At 72.3% G+C, this 15,474-nt stretch carries 16 protein-coding genes; 14 read left to right on the top strand and 2 right to left on the bottom strand.

Annotation, left to right across the window (positions count from 1 at the left end; genetic code table 11):
- Nucleotides 1-5 precede the first annotated feature (5 nt).
- From folE to ABZ810_RS05280, 6 genes are read left to right on the top strand one after another with little or no spacing between them, the layout of a single operon-like run.
- Nucleotides 6-623, top strand: a complete 618-nt coding sequence (folE, locus tag ABZ810_RS05305) for a GTP cyclohydrolase I FolE (protein WP_358399468.1) — start codon at nt 6-8, stop codon at nt 621-623.
- Nucleotides 624-679: 56 nt separating this feature from the next.
- Nucleotides 680-1,624, top strand: coding sequence for a dihydropteroate synthase (folP, locus tag ABZ810_RS05300; RefSeq protein ID WP_358399466.1), 945 nt, complete (start codon nt 680-682; stop codon nt 1,622-1,624).
- The gene (locus ABZ810_RS05295; protein WP_358399464.1) at nt 1,621-2,052 is read left to right on the top strand and encodes a nuclear transport factor 2 family protein; all 432 of its coding nucleotides are present in this window, start codon (nt 1,621-1,623) and stop codon (nt 2,050-2,052) included. Before folP ends, ABZ810_RS05295 begins: the two co-directional genes overlap by 4 nt.
- Nucleotides 2,049-2,414 (top strand): dihydroneopterin aldolase, encoded by a 366-nt coding sequence (folB, locus tag ABZ810_RS05290; protein ID WP_358399461.1) that lies wholly within the window; start codon nt 2,049-2,051, stop codon nt 2,412-2,414. Before ABZ810_RS05295 ends, folB begins: the two co-directional genes overlap by 4 nt.
- On the top strand, nt 2,411-3,004 hold the full coding sequence (gene folK / locus ABZ810_RS05285; protein WP_358399458.1) for a 2-amino-4-hydroxy-6-hydroxymethyldihydropteridine diphosphokinase: 594 nt from the start codon (nt 2,411-2,413) through the stop codon (nt 3,002-3,004). Before folB ends, folK begins: the two co-directional genes overlap by 4 nt.
- Nucleotides 3,001-3,474 carry a DUF3180 domain-containing protein gene (locus ABZ810_RS05280; RefSeq protein ID WP_358399456.1) on the top strand — a complete coding sequence of 158 codons (474 nt, stop codon included), beginning with the start codon at nt 3,001-3,003 and terminating at the stop codon, nt 3,472-3,474. Before folK ends, ABZ810_RS05280 begins: the two co-directional genes overlap by 4 nt.
- Before the next feature lie 74 nt (nt 3,475-3,548).
- Here ABZ810_RS05280 and ABZ810_RS05275 read toward each other — a convergent pair whose 3' ends face one another.
- Entirely contained in the window at nt 3,549-4,697 is a 1,149-nt protein-coding gene (locus tag ABZ810_RS05275) for an NADH-quinone oxidoreductase subunit D (RefSeq protein WP_358399454.1), read from the bottom strand.
- Nucleotides 4,698-4,794: 97 nt separating this feature from the next.
- Between ABZ810_RS05275 and ABZ810_RS05270 the strand changes: the two genes are divergently transcribed.
- The 3 genes from ABZ810_RS05270 (at nt 4,795) to ABZ810_RS05260 (ending at nt 8,306) form a co-directional block, all read left to right on the top strand.
- Nucleotides 4,795-5,430 carry a PH domain-containing protein gene (locus tag ABZ810_RS05270; RefSeq protein WP_358399453.1) on the top strand — a complete coding sequence of 212 codons (636 nt, stop codon included), beginning with the start codon at nt 4,795-4,797 and terminating at the stop codon, nt 5,428-5,430.
- A 242-nt stretch (nt 5,431-5,672) separates the two neighbouring features.
- Complete coding sequence (locus ABZ810_RS05265) at nt 5,673-7,028, top strand: PH domain-containing protein (RefSeq protein ID WP_358399451.1); 1,356 nt, start codon at nt 5,673-5,675, stop codon at nt 7,026-7,028.
- 69 nt (nt 7,029-7,097) lie between these two features.
- Nucleotides 7,098-8,306, top strand: coding sequence for a cytochrome P450 (locus ABZ810_RS05260; protein WP_358399449.1), 1,209 nt, complete (start codon nt 7,098-7,100; stop codon nt 8,304-8,306).
- 36 nt (nt 8,307-8,342) lie between these two features.
- On the opposite strand, the gene ABZ810_RS05255 is transcribed toward ABZ810_RS05260, so the two are convergent.
- Nucleotides 8,343-9,356 carry an SAM-dependent methyltransferase gene (locus tag ABZ810_RS05255; protein WP_358399446.1) on the bottom strand — a complete coding sequence of 338 codons (1,014 nt, stop codon included), beginning with the start codon at nt 9,354-9,356 and terminating at the stop codon, nt 8,343-8,345.
- A gap of 122 nt (nt 9,357-9,478) precedes the next feature.
- Here ABZ810_RS05255 and ABZ810_RS05250 point away from each other — a divergent pair, with 122 nt between their 5' ends.
- From ABZ810_RS05250 to ABZ810_RS05230, 5 genes are all read left to right on the top strand, one after another.
- The gene (locus ABZ810_RS05250) at nt 9,479-10,648 is read left to right on the top strand and encodes a sensor histidine kinase (RefSeq protein WP_358399444.1); all 1,170 of its coding nucleotides are present in this window, start codon (nt 9,479-9,481) and stop codon (nt 10,646-10,648) included.
- A gap of 31 nt (nt 10,649-10,679) precedes the next feature.
- Nucleotides 10,680-11,354: a response regulator transcription factor gene (locus tag ABZ810_RS05245; protein ID WP_358399442.1), complete on the top strand. Its 675-nt coding sequence runs from the start codon at nt 10,680-10,682 to the stop codon at nt 11,352-11,354.
- 169 nt (nt 11,355-11,523) lie between these two features.
- Nucleotides 11,524-11,760: a chaplin gene (locus tag ABZ810_RS05240; RefSeq protein ID WP_358399440.1), complete on the top strand. Its 237-nt coding sequence runs from the start codon at nt 11,524-11,526 to the stop codon at nt 11,758-11,760.
- Nucleotides 11,761-12,079: 319 nt separating this feature from the next.
- Entirely contained in the window at nt 12,080-12,850 is a 771-nt protein-coding gene (locus ABZ810_RS05235; protein WP_358399438.1) for an ABC transporter ATP-binding protein, read from the top strand.
- A 14-nt stretch (nt 12,851-12,864) separates the two neighbouring features.
- Nucleotides 12,865-15,366 carry an FtsX-like permease family protein gene (locus ABZ810_RS05230; RefSeq protein WP_358399436.1) on the top strand — a complete coding sequence of 834 codons (2,502 nt, stop codon included), beginning with the start codon at nt 12,865-12,867 and terminating at the stop codon, nt 15,364-15,366.
- Nucleotides 15,367-15,474: the final 108 nt, after the last annotated feature.

Below are 15,474 nucleotides of genomic sequence, written 5' to 3'. Positions count from 1 at the left end.
CCGCGTTGTCCCTTCCGTACGACGAGGACGAGACCCTGGGGGAGGAATCGCCCCCAGGGTTCGACCATGCCCGCATCGAGAAGGCCGTCCGCGAGATCCTGCACGCCATCGGCGAGGACCCCGACCGTGACGGCCTGCGCGACACCCCGTCCCGCGTCGCCCGCGCCTACGCCGAGCAGTTCGCCGGCCTCCGCCAGACCCCCGAGGACGCCCTCAACAAGGTCTTCGAGGCCGACCACGACGAGATGGTCCTGGTGAAGGACATCGAGGTCTACTCGGTCTGCGAGCACCATCTGGTCCCGTTCCACGGCGTGGCGCACGTCGGCTACACGCCCAACAAGAGCGGCCAGATCACCGGGCTGTCCAAGCTGGCCCGCCTGGTCGACGTCTACGCCCGCCGCCCGCAGGTGCAGGAACGCCTGACCAGTCAGGTCGCCGACGCCATCATGCGCATCCTGGAGCCGCGCGGCGTGATCGTCGTCATCGAGGCCGAACACCTCTGCATGACGATGCGCGGCGTCCGCAAGCCCGGAGCCAAGACCGTCACCTCCGCGGTCCGCGGCGACTTCCGGGAGCACGCCGAGACGCGCGCCGAAGCGATGGGCCTCATCCTCGGGGCGTGAGGATCGGCACAGGCCTGCGGGCCGGCTCATCCTGATCAAGGCATAGGCTTGTCGACATGACCACGGCCGACGTTCCAGGGCTGCCCGGCGCGGGGCGATGCCTCGTGATGGGCGTGGTCAACGTGACTCCCGACTCGTTCTCCGACGGCGGTTCCTGGTTCGACGCCGACAAGGCGATCCGGCACGGGATCGATCTTGTGGCGGAGGGTGCCGACATCGTCGACGTGGGCGGCGAGTCGACGCGGCCGGGCGCGCAGCGGGTGTCGCGCGAGGAGGAGCTGCGCCGGGTGGTGCCCGTGATCGAGGCGCTCAGCGCCGAGGGCGTTCCGGTCAGCGTCGACACCATGCGGGCCGAGGTGGCCGAGGCGGCCGTGGCCGCGGGCGCCCGGCTGATCAACGACGTGAGCGGCGGGCTGGCCGACCCCGACATGGCCCCGGTGGTGGCCGCGACGGGCGTGCCGTACGTGGTGATGCACTGGCGCGGGCACAGCCACGCCATGCAGACGCGCGCGGTCTACCAGGACGTCGTGCGCGAGGTGCGGGACGAGCTGCTGGGACGTGTGGACGCCATCCTGGCGGCGGGCGTCGACCCGTCCATGATCGTGCTCGATCCGGGGCTGGGCTTCGCCAAGAGCCCCGAGGCGGGCCACAACTGGCAGCTGATCGCGCGTCTGGACGCGCTGCTGGAGACCGGATACCCGGTCCTGGTGGGGGCTTCGCGCAAGCGCTTCCTCGGCAAGCTGCTGTCCGCCGTCGACGGCACCCCCCGCTCGTTCATCGACTGCGACGACGCGACCGTGGCGGTCACCTCGCTGGTCGCGGCCGCGGGCGCCTGGTGCGTGCGCGTGCACCGCGTACGCCCGAACGCCGACGCCGTGCGGGTCGCCGCCGCGGTGCGCGCGGCGCATGAGAAGGTACGAGGCGGCTCGGCATCAGCCGATCCCGTGCCGGCCGCCCCTGTGCCGACCGACCCCGACGACCCCGGGAGCCCCGAGAAGTGAGCCCAGCCGACCTGGCGGCCGCCCTTGTGGAGGCCAACGCAGAGTTCTACGCCGCGTTCGAGGCGGGAGACCTGGATCGGATGGCGGCGTTGTGGGCGGAGGGCCGGTACGCGCCCTCGGTGACCTGCGTGCACCCCGGCTGGCCGATGTTGCGCGGCCGGGAAGAGGTTCTGCGGTCCTGGGCGTTGATCATGGCGAATACGAGCTATATCCAGTTTGTGCTGACCAACGTGGAGGCAGATATCCACGGAGACCAGGCCGTCGTGACGTGTTCGGAGAACATCCTGACCGCCGACGACGACACCGAGGCCGGCTTCCTCGCCGGTGGCGAGGTCGTGGCCACCAATGTCTTCGTCCGGGTCGACGGGGCCTGGCGTCTGCTGCTCCACCACGGTTCACCCATCCTGAACACCGCAGAGGAAGAATGACTCTCGACCGGATCGAACTGCGCGGCCTCCGGGCCCGGGGACGGCACGGCTGCCTGCCTGCCGAACGTGAGCTGGGCCAGGAGTTCGTGGTGGACGTGGCACTCGGCCTCGACACCCGCCCGGCCGCCGCCGGTGACGATCTTTCCCGTACCGTCGACTACGGATCGCTCGCCGGCCGTCTGGTCGCCGTCGTCGAAGGGGAGCCCGTCAACCTCATCGAGACGCTGGCCGACAGGCTGGCCACGGTCTGCCTGCAAGAACCCCCGGTGGAGGACGTCGAGGTGACCGTCCACAAGCCGAGCGCCCCCGTGCCGCACCCCTTCACGGACGTGGCCGTGAAGATCAGGAGGAGCCGCCCATGACCGCGTCGGACCCCATCCACACGCCAGAACGCACCGCGACCGGTGGCCACATGCTGGTCCAGCACCGTGTCGTGTTCTCCCTTGGCAGCAATCTCGGCGACCGCCTGGACAACATCCAGGAGGCCGTCGACGCCCTCTTCGACGCCCCGGGACTGGCGTTCGTCGCGCTGTCCCCGGTCTACGAGACGGCGCCGTACGCGCCGCCCGGCGTCGACATCCCCGAGCAGGGCGACTTCCTCAACATCGTGATGGTGGCCGACACCCGGCTGCCACCGGAGAACCTGCTCGAACGTGTCCTCAACATCGAAAACTCGATGCAGCGCATCCGCGAGGTCCGCTGGGGCCCGCGCACGCTCGACATCGACATCGTGATGTTCGGCAACGTCTCCATGGACGACCCGGAGCTCACCCTGCCGCACCCGCGGGCGCACGAGCGGGCCTTCGTCCTGGTGCCGTGGGCCGACATCGAGCCGGACGTGCTGCTGCCGGGGCACGGCCGGGTCGGCGACCTGGCCGAGTCCCGCCAGTCGGAGGGCGGCCCGTCGGCCGTGCGCCGCCGTGACGACCTGACCCTGCAGCCGCCTGCATGAAACCCACGCGCGTCCCGTTCCTCATCGGCCTGGTGGCCATCGCCACGTTGATCACCTGGGCGGTGCTGCGGACGGCCTACATCTCGTTGCCGCCGCTGCCGTGGACCGCCTTGCCGACGCTGCTCCTGCTGGCGCTCGGCGAGGCGGTCACGGGCGTCAACATCCTCCGCCGGATCCGCCGCAAGCCCGGCACCAAGCCGGTGGAGCCGCTGGTCGTGGCGCGGATGGCCGCCCTCGCCAAGGCCACCGCGCTCGCCGCGTCCGTGCTCGGGGGCGTGTTCGCCGGGTTCACGCTGAGCCTGATCGACGCCCTCGACAAGCCGACGCCGCGGCACGACTTCTTCGTCAGCGGCGGCACGTTCCTGGCCGCCCTGGTCCTGGTCGGCGCCGCCTACTTCCTCGAGTACGCCTGCCGCGTCCCCAAGGACCCCGACGCCGAAGACCAGCACCCCGGCGCCTCCCGCGCCTGACGGCCCGGTGCCGCGCTCGGCGTGCGGTCGCTCCCTGTCCGGATCGTTTCCCGCCTCGTCGCTCCTGAGGGTCGTTACTTGTCGATGTCGCCGACGACGAAGAACATGGAGCCGAGGATGGCGATCATGTCGGCGACGAGGTTGCCGGGGAGCAGTTCGGACAGGACCTGGACGTTGTTGAACGAGGCGGAGCGCAACTTCATGCGCCACGGGGTCTTCTCGCCGCGTGACACCAGGTAGTAGCCGTTGATGCCGAGGGGATTCTCGGTCCAGGCGTAGGTGTGGCCCTCGGGGACCTTGAGGACCTTGGGGAGGCGCTGGTTGATCGGGCCGGGCGGCAGGTCGGCGAGGTGGTCGAGGCAGGCGTCGGCGAGGTCGAGCGAGGCGTACACCTGGTCGAGCAGGCATTCGAAGCGGGCCAGGCAGTCGCCCTCGGCGCGGGTGACGACCCGGACGTCGAGCTGGTCGTAGGCGAGGTAGGGCTCGTCGCGGCGCAGGTCGAAGTCGAGGCCGGACGCGCGGGCGATGGGGCCGGAGACGCCGTACTGCAGGATCTGGTCGTGGGTGAGGACGCCCACACCGCGGGTGCGGGCGCGGAAGATCTCGTTCCCCATGATCAGGTCGGAGATCTGGTGCATCCGGGAGCGCACGTCGGCGACGGCCTCGCGGGCACGTCGCGCCCAGCCGGCGGGCAGCTCCTCCTTGAGGCCGCCGACCCGGTTGAACATGTAGTGCATGCGGCCGCCGGAGACCTCCTCCATCACCCGCTGCAGGTGCTCGCGCTCCCGGAACGCGTAGAAGATCGGCGTGATCGCGCCGACCTCGAGCGGGTAGGAGCCGAGGAACATCAGGTGGTTGAGCACCCGGTTGAGCTCGGCCAGGAGAGTACGGGTCCAGGTCGCGCGGGCGGGCACCTCCATGCCGAGCATGCGCTCGACCGCCAGGACCACGCCGAGCTCGTTGGAGAACGCCGACAGCCAGTCGTGCCGGTTGGCGAGCACGATGATCTGGCGGAAGTCGCGCACCTCGAAGAGCTTCTCGGCGCCGCGGTGCATGTAGCCGATGATCGGCTCCGCCGAGGAGATGCGCTCGCCGTCGAGGGTCAGCCGCAACCGCAGCACACCGTGCGTCGACGGGTGCTGGGGGCCGATGTTGAGGGTCATGTCCTCGGTGGCGAGATCCTTGGCCCCCGCACCGATGCCGACGATCCGCTCGGTGGTCATCGTCGTGCCTTCCCGGCCGTCCGGCTGTTCACGCCTGACATCGTGCCATGGCCAAGGGCTCGCGGGATTCAGCCGGTTTCGGGTTGACTAGGCGGTGATGAATCCGACCCATGATGAGCAACCCCCCCAAACGCCGGGGCCGGGCGGCCAGGGCGCGCACCCGCCGTACGGGCCGCCGCAGGCGCAGCCGCACCCCGCACCGGCGGCCGGAGCCGCTCACCCGCAACCTCCGCAGTACCCGGCGGGCCAGGCGTTCGCGCCCGGGGGAGGGTTGTCGTGGGTCCACATCTCCAAGCGTTTCACCTGGCACCGGCGCCTGTCGGCGCTGGCGTGGGCCGTCCCGGCCGGGCTCATCGGGGGTTTCCTGGTGTCCCGCAGCGGCGGCGCGCTGGGCGCGATCCTGTGGGGCGTCGCCGTCCTGCTGTCGGTCGGGCTGGCGTGGATCGTGGCCGAGCTCGCGTACCGCTCGTGGGGGTACGCCGAACGTGCGGACGACCTGATCCTGTCGCACGGGGTGTTCGTCAAGCGGCTGATCGTCGTGCCGTACGGGCGCATGCAGTTCGTGGACGTGACGGCCGGCCTGCTGGAGCAGTGGATGGGCATCGCGACCGTGCGCATGCACACGGCCGCGGCGGCCACCGACGCCGTGATCCCGGGACTGCCGGCAGCCGAGGCGGCGATGTTGCGCGACCGTCTCGCCCAGAAGGGCGAAGAACGGAGCATGGGGCTGTGAACCGTCCGCCGGGCCCTTACGGCCCTCCAGGGGGATACGGGGCGCAACCTCCGTACGGCCCTCAGGGCCCCTACGGCCCCCAAGGCCCCCAAGGCCCTCAGGGGCCCCAGGGGCCGCCGTACGGGCCGCCCGGTCCCGCCGGGCCGCCGTACGGGCCTCCAGGGGCTCCAGGGCCGGGCTACGGCCCTCCGCAGGGTCCATATCCCGTCCGGTATCCGGGTCCGCCGGGCTACGGCCCTCAGATGCCGCCGGGGATGTACGGGCCGCAGCCGAGGCCGCCGGTGCGCTTCTCGCAGGGCGTGCACCGCCTCCACTGGGCCACCGGCCCGCTGCGCGCGTTCATCATCCTGATCATCTACTTCGTGCTGCTGGGCTTCCCGCTCCTGCTCTCCCGGACCGAGAACGGCGCGGCGCTGGTGCTCACCCCCGAGGTGATCGCACGCTTCCTGGTGGTCACCGTGCCCGTCGCGGCGATCGCCGTCGGCGCGGGCCTGTGGGGCTGGCTGGGCACCCGCTTCTGGATCACCGGCGACGACCTGGTGGTCGAGACCGGCATGTTGCGCAAGCGCAAGCGCCAGGTCCCGCTGTCGCGGATCCAGGCGATCGACCTGGTCCGGCCGCTGGTGACGCGGGTGTTCGCGCTGGCGGAGGTGCGGGTGGAGCTGGCCGGCGGCGAGAAGAGCGAGATCGTCCTGCGCTACCTGGGCAAGAACGCGGCGCAGCAGCTACGCGCCGAGTTGCTCGCGCTCGCGGCGGGCCTGCCGAGCCACACGCCCGAGGCGCCCGAACGGCCGTTGTGGCGGGTGGGCTTCGGCACGCTGCTCGGCTCGCTGCTGTTCAAGCTCCCGGTCATCGGGACCACGATCCTCTTCGTCTTCTCGCTGGTGTTCCTGCTGGCGTACGCCGAGCTGGGCATGCTGGCGGTCGCGATCCCGGCGCTGCTCGGCCTGATCCGTGCCGTGATCGCGCCACTGGTGATGTACGCCAACTTCACCGTCGCGATGTCGCCGGACGGCGTGCGGCTGCGGTACGGGCTCCTGGAGACCCGGATGCAGACCCTCCCGCCCGGCCGGGTGCAGGCCATCCGGATCGTGGAGCCGTCGCTCTGGCGCGCGAGCCGGTGGGCCCGGCTCGACGTCACGGTGGCGGGCTACGCGGGCGAACGCCAGGCGCTCTCGTCGGTGCTCCTCCCGGTCGCCCCGCGGCAGGTGGCCGTCCACCTGGTCACCCAGATCTTCCCGGGGACGAACGTGGACGCGGTGCCGCTGCTGCCGTCGTCCTCCAAGGGCGTGTCGCTCGACAAGGCCGACGGCGCGGGCACCGACGACGTGGTGTTCGTCTCACGTCACGGCTGGCCCTGCCGCCGTACGGACGTGATCGCGCACGCCAGGGCGCAGAGCGTCCGCCTCACCGCCAACCTCTTCCAGCGCATGCTCGGCCTGGCCACCGTCCACATCGACGCGCCTCCCGGGCCGGTCGCGGTCGCCGCCGCCGACCGCGAGCTCGGCGAGGCCCGCGCCATCGTCGAGTCCACGGCCCGCCGCGCGCTGGCGGCCCGTCGTGCCGACGGCGGCGCCGGCCGATGGGCGGCCCGCTGAGCCGCCGCCCGAGCCGGCCGCTCGGCCCGCCGAGCCGTACACCGGTCGGCCGGGCGTATTGTCCGGGTCATGAGCAACGTGGCGTATGACCCCTGGTCACCGGCCTTCGTGGCGGACCCCTACCCGGCGTTCGAGCGGCTGCGCGCCGAGAGCCCGGTGTTCTTCCACGAGCCGACCGGCCAGTGGGTGATCACGCGTTACGAGGACGTCGGCGCGCTGCTGCGCGACCGCCGTCTCGGGCGGACGTACCTGCACGCGGGGAGCCACGAGGAGTTCGGGCAGGAGCCGGAGGCCGCGTTCCTCGAGCCGTTCTGGAACCTGGTCCGCGCCGGGATGCTGGACGTCGAGCCGCCCACGCACACCCGGCTGCGGCGGCTGGTGTCCAAGGCGTTCACCGCCCGCCGGGTCGAGGGCCTGCGCCCGATGGTCCGCGCCCTCGCCGAGGACCTGGCCGGGGCGCTGGTCGCCAAGGGCGGCGGCGACCTGCTGGCCGAGGTCGCCGAGGCGCTGCCGGTGACCGTGATCGCCGAGATGCTCGGCGTTCCGGAGTCCGACCGGCACCTGCTCCGGCCGTGGTCCGCCGACATCTGCGGGATGTACGAGCTGAACCCGTCCGAGGACGTCCAGCACACCGCCGTCCGCGCGGCCGTCGAGTTCTCGGACTACCTGCGCGAGCTGTCCCGCTCCCGCCGGGCCGAGCCGCGCGACGACCTGATCAGCGCGCTCGCCCAGGTCGCCGACGAGGGCGACCGGCTGACCGAGGACGAGCTGATCGGCACCTGCGTCCTGCTGCTGAACGCGGGACACGAGGCGACCGTCAACACCACCGGCAACGGCTGGTGGTCGCTCTTCCGCAACCCCGGCGAGCTGGCCCGGCTGCGCGCCGACCACTCGCTGATCCCGACGGCGGTCGAGGAGCTCATGCGGTACGACACGTCCGCGCCGATGTTCGAGCGCTGGGTCCTGGAGGACATCCAGGTGGCCGGGGTGGACATCCCGCGCGGCAACGAGGTCGCCCTGCAGTTCGCCTCGGCCAACCGCGACCCCGCCGTCTTCGCCGGCCCGGACCGGTTCGACGCGGCCCGCGACCCCAACCCGCACATCACGTTCGGCCTCGGCATCCACTACTGCCTGGGCGCGCCGCTCGCCCGCATCGAGCTGAACGAGTCGTTCGGGGCGATGCTCCGCCTCGCGCCGGAGCTCAAGCTCGTCCGCGAGCCCGAGTGGAGGCCCGGCTACGTCCTGCGCGGCCTGACGTCCCTCCAGGTCGAGGTCTGACTCCAGGTCGAGGTCCGAACCGACGGCGGCGGACGTTCAGTTGAGTGCGGGCGAGGGGGCGAGGGCGGCGGGCACCGGGATGCCGACCGTCTGCGCCAGCCAGCCGAAGCCGCCCAGGCCGCCCGGGTCGGTCAGCTCGGCGTCCTCGCCCGCGGAGCACAACGCCTGGAGGTAGCCGCGCGGGTCGCGGTGGGCCAGGTCGATCGGCGGCCGGGCGCCCGACAGGCCGAGGGCGCGGAGCGCGTCGCGCTGGGTGGTGAGGAGCGTGCCGGAGGCTCCGGCACGCTCGCCGGCGGCGGTGCAGGCGTCCAGGGCCACGTGCGCCGTCACGTCGCACGAGCCGTCCGGAACGGCCGGGACCGTCGCGCCGTCGCGGTAGCCGGTCAGCGTGCCGTAGACCGGCCGGGTGGCGCGGGTGTGCGAGTAGTCGATCGCGACCGCCAGGCCGCGGTCCAGCCGCCCGATGACCGCCGACCAGGCCCGGCAGCGCGGGCTGCCGAGCTCGGCCCGGTCGCCCGTCTCGCGCAGCGGCCACCAGCGCTCCAGCCAGTCGAGGTCGTCGGGGTCCGGCTCGGGGCCGGCCCGCTCGTCCCCGGTCGCCGGGTCGACCAGCATGATCCGGGGCCCGGCCGGGGTCAGCTCGACCACGTCCAGCGCGATGTTGTCGAGCCACTCGTTCGCGATCACCAGGCCGCGGACGCCGTGCGGGAGGTCGGACCGCCAGCCGATGCGGCCGGGGACGTCGGCCGGCCGCGGGGCGATCTCCACCGCGACGGGGACCAGCCGTTCCGCCAGCTCCGGCTCGGCGGACCGCAGGATGTTGACCAGCAGCTCGGCGCGGCCGGCGCCCACGTCGACCAGGTCGAGGCGCTGGGGGTGGCCGAGGGCGGCGTCGACCTCGGCGAGCAGGCGGCCGAGCGCCGCCGCGAAGCGGGCGGAGGCGTGCACCGACGTACGGAAGTGCGCGGCGGGACGCTCCCGCCGGTAGAACCCGTCCGTTCCGTACAGCGCACGCTCCATCGCGGTGCGCCAGGTCACCCAACCCGCCACGCCTGCGACGTTACCGCGCCGCCACCGCCTGACCGGCGCTTCGCGGGTGGCCCTGAGTCGTAGACGAGTGTCCGACCTGCGGCTGATATCCACCTGAACTCGGCAAACGTACGCTGGGACGCATGCTCGGCACGCTCTGGGAGTGGTGGCGGCGCAAGACGCCTCTGGTGGACGCGGTCTTCATGGCGCCGCTGATCGTCCTGTCCGTTCCGATGGCCTGGAACGCCTACGACGACATCGGCCCCCCGCCGTACCTGCTCCTGACCTTGGCGCTCTGCCTGCCGCTGGTGTTCCGCCGGTCCTACCCGCGCACCGTCTTCGCGATCGTGGCGCTGGTGTCGTTCGCGCAGTGGGGGGCCGCGATCGAGCCGATTCCGGCCAACGGCGCGATCCTCGTGGGCGTCTACACGCTCGCGGCCGGGCAGCCGCGCGTCTGGGGGATCGCGGCGGCCCTGGTGGGGGAGCTCGGCGCGGTGATGGCGGCCCTGCGCTACGCGGTCAACCCCGGGGAATTGAAGGCGATCTTCGTCATGCTCACGATCGTCGTGTGGAGCGTGTGGATCCTCGGCACCTACATCAGCACCCGCCGCGCCTACACCCGTTCGGTCGAGGAACGGGCCGCCCGGCTCGAACGCGAGCGCGACACCGAGGTGCAGATGGCGATGGCCGCCGAACGTGCCAGGATCGCCCGCGAGCTGCATGACGTGGTGGCGCACAACGTCAGCGTGATCGTGGTCCAGGCGGACGGCGCCTCGTACGCCATCGAGACCGACACCGCGAAGGCCAAGGAGGCGCTGGAGACGATCTCGGCGACCGGGCGCCACGCGCTCGCCGAGATGCGGCGGCTGCTGGGCGTGCTGCGCGAGGGCGACGACGCCGGGTCGTACGCGCCGCAGCCGGGCGTCGGAGAGCTCGCCGATCTGATGGACCAGGTCCGCTCGTCAGGGCTGCCGCTGGAGTTCGAGGTCGTCGGCGTGCCGCCGGAGTTGTCGGCGGGGCTCCAGCTGACCATCTACCGGATCGTGCAGGAGGGACTGACCAATACCCTCAAGCATGCCGGTCCGGAAGCCGCCGCGACGGTCCGGCTGCACTACGGTGACCAGGCGATCGAGATCGACGTCACCGATGACGGGCGCGGCGCCGCCGCGGCCGACGACGGGCGGGGGCACGGGCTGGCGGGCATGCGCGAGCGCGCCGCCGTCTACGGGGGCGGCGTCGAGGCGGGCCCCCGTGCCGGCGGCGGATTCCAGGTCTCCGCGCGGATCCCCGTACGCGAGGAGGCCCGGACATGACGATCAGGCGCGGGACGGACGGAGGCACGACGTGATCCGGGTGATGCTGGTCGACGACCAGGAGCTGGTGCGGGCGGGCTTCAAGATGGTGCTGGACGCCCAGCCCGACGTGGAGGTCGTCGGGGAGGCGGGCGACGGGGCGCAGGCCCTGGAGTTGTTGCGCGTCACGCGGACCGACGTGGTCCTGATGGACGTGCGGATGCCCCGGATGGACGGGATCGAGGCGACCCGGCGGATCGCGGCGCGGGACGGCGCGGAGGGGCCCCGGGTCATCATCCTGACCACGTTCGACCTCGACGAGTACGCGTTCGCGGCGATCAAGGCGGGGGCGGGCGGGTTCCTGCTCAAGGACGCCGGCCCGGCGCAGCTGATCGAGGCCATCAAGGCCGTGCACTCGGGGGACGCGGTCGTCGCGCCGAGCACGACCAAGCGGCTGCTGGACCGGTTCGCGCTGCACCTGCCCGACCAGGCGCGGCAGGCGACGGGCGTGCTGGAGTCGCTGACCGACCGGGAGTCTGAGGTGCTGCACCTGGTCGCCCGCGGGATGTCCAACGCCGAGATCGCCGAACGGCTGTACGTGTCGGAGGCGACCGTCAAGACCCACATGGGCCGGATCCTCATGAAGCTGGGGTTGCGCGACCGCGTGCAGGCGGTGGTGTTCGCGTATGAGTCAGGAATGGTCAAGAGCGGTCAAAGTGACCACTGATTGTCACGAACTGATTACCCTGAGGTGACTTTTTGTCCTCGGGCTTGGATCCACGTTTCCCTTACCAATGAGTAGCTGACTAACTACGTTAAGTGAAACCGCCCTCGCCATGGGTGGTCGACGTGAAAGTCAGGACGGGCCCTCGGCCCTCACGTACGGGAGGATTCACGTGATCAAGAAGCTCGCCGCCACCGGCGTCCTCAGCTTTGCCGTCGCCGGCTCGGTTCTGGCCGCCGCGCCCGCCCAGGCCGACATCCACACCAGCGGTGCCGGCGGGGTGCTCTCCGGCAACCAGGTGGTCGCCCCCATCTCCATCCCGATCAACGTCTGCGGCAACGCCGTGGCCGTGCTCGGCATCGCCGGCGCCGGCTGCAAGGGCGGCGCGTCCGTCGGCGGGCACCGCTGACAACGGCCCGCTGACGTGTGACCGCGCGTCAGGACTGATCGCGAGAGCGCCGGAAGCCCGGAGACCCCGGGCCTCCGGCGCTCTCGCGCGTCCGATGCGGGCCGTGGGGCCGCAGGCGCTGCGCATGGGTGCGGGCGTGCGGCGGGGAGGTCGGTCACGGGGCCGACGGATGTGTACGACTCAGGTCGTACAGGGGCGGACAGGGCAGCCGAAGTGCTGACCCCAACCGTGGACGCATGGTCGATGGCGGCGGCGACGCCGGTCCCTAGCGTTGATCGCGACGTTCGAGAGTCCCTCTCAGGACCCCTAAGGAGACGCCGTGACCAGCACGTACGCCAGCCCGCCCGCGGGCGGGCCCGCCGTCGCCACGCCGGCCGTCGTGGCAACCGAGGTGAGCAAGGTGTACGGGTCCGGCGATGCCGCCGTGCACGCCCTGCGCGGGGTGAGCGTGGAGTTCGCCCGGGGCGCGTTCACCGCGATCATGGGCCCGTCGGGGTCGGGCAAGTCGACGCTCATGCACTGCCTGGCCGGGCTCGACACGGTGTCCGGCGGCCGGGTCGTGCTGGGCGACGCCGAGATCACCGGGCTCGGTGACAAGCGGCTCACGCTGCTGCGGCGCGAACGCATCGGGTTCGTCTTCCAGGCGTTCAACCTGCTGCCCACGCTGACCGCCGAGCAGAACATCCTGCTGCCCCTGCAACTGGCCGGACGCAAGGTCGACCGGGCGTGGTTCGACCAGGTCATCGACGTCGTCGGACTGCGCGACCGGCTCGGGCACCGGCCCAGCGAGCTGTCGGGCGGCCAGCAGCAGCGGGTCGCGTGCGCGCGGGCGCTGGTGTCACGGCCTGAAGTGATCTTCGCGGACGAGCCCACCGGCAACCTCGACTCGCGGGCGGGCGCCGAGGTGCTGGGCTTCCTGCGGTCGTCGGTGCGCGAGATGGGCCGGACGATCATCATGGTCACGCACGACCCGGTCGCCGCCTCGTACGCCGACCGCGTCGTCTTCCTGCGCGACGGGGGCATCGTCAGCGAGATCCTCGAGCCGACGCCCGGCACCGTGCTCGACCGGCTCAAGAGCCTCGAGCGCTGAGGGGCCTGATCAGCATGTTCACGACCACGCTGGCGGGCCTGCGCGCCCACAAGCTGCGGCTGCTCCTGACGGGGCTGGCCATCACCCTGGGCGTCGGCTTCATCGCCGGGACGTTCGTCCTCACCGACACCATGCAGAAGGGCGTCGACCAGAAGTTCGCCAAGTCGGCCGACAAGGTCGACGTCGCCGTCCTGCCGAAGAAGAACTCCGGAGATCGCCTGCCCGAGGCGCTGCTGGCCCGGATCCGCGCGCTGCCCGGCGTCACCGAGGCGCAGGGGGCGGTGCGCGGCGACGCGCCGCTCGTCGGCAAGGACGGCAAGGTGGTCGGCGACATGCCGACCGTCGGCCTGTCCGTCCAGGGCGGGCGGCTGCTCCGGTACGACTTCGAGAAGGGCCGCGCGCCCGCCGGGCCCGGCGAGGTGGTGGTCGACGCCAAGACCGCCGAACGCGAGGACCTCGAGGTCGGCGACACGGTCACCGTGCTCGACCGGAAGCGCGAGCCGCGGCGCTTCACGCTCGTCGGCGTCGCCGACTTCGGGATCGACCAGGACGCGGCCTTCCGCGGCGCGGTCGGGTTCGACCAGGCGACCACGATGCGGATGACGGGCGAGCGCACGTTCGAGGAGATCGACGTCGCGGGCGGGAGCCGGGCCGCGGTCGCCACGACGGCGGGCGGCTCGTACGACGTCCTGACCGGCGCCGCGCTCGGGGAACGCCTGGCCAAGGACGCCGGCGCCGACATGAAGATCATCCGCAACGGTCTGCTGATCTTCGGACTGGTCTCGATGCTGGTGTCCGCGCTGGTCATCTACAACACGTTCTCGATCCTCATCGCCCAGCGGCTGCGCGAGATGGCGCTGCTGCGCTGCGTCGGCGCCACCCGCCGGCAGATCTTCGGCAGCGTGCTGGCCGAGTCGGCGGTCGTCGGGCTGATCGGCTCACTGACCGGCCTGGTGGCCGGGCTCGGGCTGGGCGGCGGAGCTCTCGCGATCTTCAACGCGCTGGGCGCCGGGATCTCGACGGCGGGCGTCGCGCTCGCCCCGCGGACCATCGTGATCGGGTTGCTCGTCGGCGTCGTCGTGACGGTGCTGTCGGCGCTGCTGCCCGCGCGGGCGGCCACGCGGGTGGCTCCCGTCGCGGCCCTGCGCTCGGAGCTGGAGCCCGGCGGGGGCCGGTTCCGGCTCGGCCGGCTCCGGCTGGCGTTCGCCGGGCTCTTCGGGCTCGGCGGGCTGGCGCTCGGCGGGTACGGCGCGCTCGGCATGGACAAGGGCGAGGTCGCGATGTTCACCGTCGCGATCTCCGGCGGCCTGGTCTTCCTCGCGGTGATCGCCCTGATGCCCGCGCTCGTCCGGCCGCTCGGCGGGCTGGCCGGGGCCGTGCCGGCCCGGCTGGGCGGCGTGCCCGGCAGGCTGGCGGTCGAGAACGCGCGCAGGTCGCCGCGGCGCACCGCCACCACGACCATCGCCCTGACGGTCGGCGTCGGGCTGATGAGCCTCTTCGCGGTGATCGCGGCGAGCGGCAAGGCGACCACCGACGCGCAGCTCGACCAGCAGTTCCCGGTGGACTACCAGCTCCAGACGCAGTTCGGCGGAGAGGGCGAGAGCGACCCCGTCCCGCAGGCGCTCGCCGCGAGCCTGCGCGGGCTGCCCCAGGTCGCCGCCGTCACCGAGCTGCGCCAGAAGGACACCGCGGTCGCGGGTACGAAGGAGTCCGTCGGCGCCATCACCCGGACGTCGCTCGGCACGATCGTCGAGCCCGAGTTCAGCAGCGGGTCGCTGGCGGCCCTGCGGCCGGGGACCGTCGCCGTCCGGGAGTACCTGGCGGAGGAACGCGGCGTCAAGGTCGGCGACACCCTCGCGATCACGACGCGGCACGGTGTCGTGCGGGTGAAGGTGAGCGGCGTCTTCGCCACCGACGCCCCGGCCCCGCCGGTGCTGATGACCGAGGACGACTTCGCCCGCGGCTTCGGCGCGGTGGCGCCCGCGCTGGTGTTCGTGAACGCCAAGGAGGGCGCCGCGGGCGAGGGCGCGCGGGAGGCCGTGGAGAACGCCGCGCAGCCGTACCCGACGGTGCGGGTGACCTCGGCCGAGGAGCTGCGCGAGCAGTACGGCAAGGCCATCGACACGGTCCTGATGATCTTCGGCGGGCTGCTCGGCCTGGCCATCGTCATCGCGCTGTTCGGCATCGCCAACACGCTGACCCTGTCGGTGGTGGAACGCACCCGGGAGTCGGCGCTGCTGCGCGCCCTCGGCATCACCAGGCGGCAGCTGCGCCGGATGCTCTCGGTGGAGGCGCTGGTGATGGCGATCATCGGGGCGTTCACCGGGGTCGTCCTGGGGGTCGCGTTCGGCTGGGCGGCCACCACGGCCATGGCCGACAGCTCGATCTTCGCCCTGCCCTGGCTCCAGGTCATCGGGTTCATGGTGCTGGCGGGAGCGGCCGGGATGGTCGCCGCCGTGCTGCCCGCCCGGCGCGCCGCCAAGGCCTCGATCGTCGAGTCCCTCGCCCACGACTGACCCGGTGACCCGGTCACGACCGGCCCGGGCGGCGGGACGCCAGGTCCCCCGCCCGGGGGGTGCCCGGACGGGCTCCACCCCACCGCCTGTACGGGGCACGCGGTGGGG

Source organism: Spirillospora sp. NPDC047279 (genome assembly GCF_040643285.1).
In the GTDB taxonomy this organism is placed as follows: Bacteria; Actinomycetota; Actinomycetes; order Streptosporangiales; family Streptosporangiaceae; genus Spirillospora.
This window is presented reverse-complemented; position numbering and strand designations above follow the sequence as displayed.

Bases quoted from the DNA above. Each gene is read 5' to 3' on its own strand.
- ABZ810_RS05260 (WP_358399449.1), top strand. From the start codon at position 7,098: ATGAGCAACGTGGCGTATGACCCCTGGTCACCGGCCTTCGTGGCGGAC.
- ABZ810_RS05250 (WP_358399444.1), top strand. From the start codon at position 9,479: ATGCTCGGCACGCTCTGGGAGTGGTGGCGGCGCAAGACGCCTCTGGTG.
- ABZ810_RS05230 (WP_358399436.1), top strand. From the start codon at position 12,865: ATGTTCACGACCACGCTGGCGGGCCTGCGCGCCCACAAGCTGCGGCTG.
- ABZ810_RS05275 (WP_358399454.1), bottom strand. From the start codon at position 4,697: ATGACCACCGAGCGGATCGTCGGCATCGGTGCGGGGGCCAAGGATCTC.
- folK (WP_358399458.1), top strand. From the start codon at position 2,411: ATGACCGCGTCGGACCCCATCCACACGCCAGAACGCACCGCGACCGGT.
- ABZ810_RS05270 (WP_358399453.1), top strand. From the start codon at position 4,795: ATGAATCCGACCCATGATGAGCAACCCCCCCAAACGCCGGGGCCGGGC.
- ABZ810_RS05265 (WP_358399451.1), top strand. From the start codon at position 5,673: ATGCCGCCGGGGATGTACGGGCCGCAGCCGAGGCCGCCGGTGCGCTTC.
- ABZ810_RS05280 (WP_358399456.1), top strand. From the start codon at position 3,001: ATGAAACCCACGCGCGTCCCGTTCCTCATCGGCCTGGTGGCCATCGCC.
- folP (WP_358399466.1), top strand. From the start codon at position 680: ATGACCACGGCCGACGTTCCAGGGCTGCCCGGCGCGGGGCGATGCCTC.
- folB (WP_358399461.1), top strand. From the start codon at position 2,049: ATGACTCTCGACCGGATCGAACTGCGCGGCCTCCGGGCCCGGGGACGG.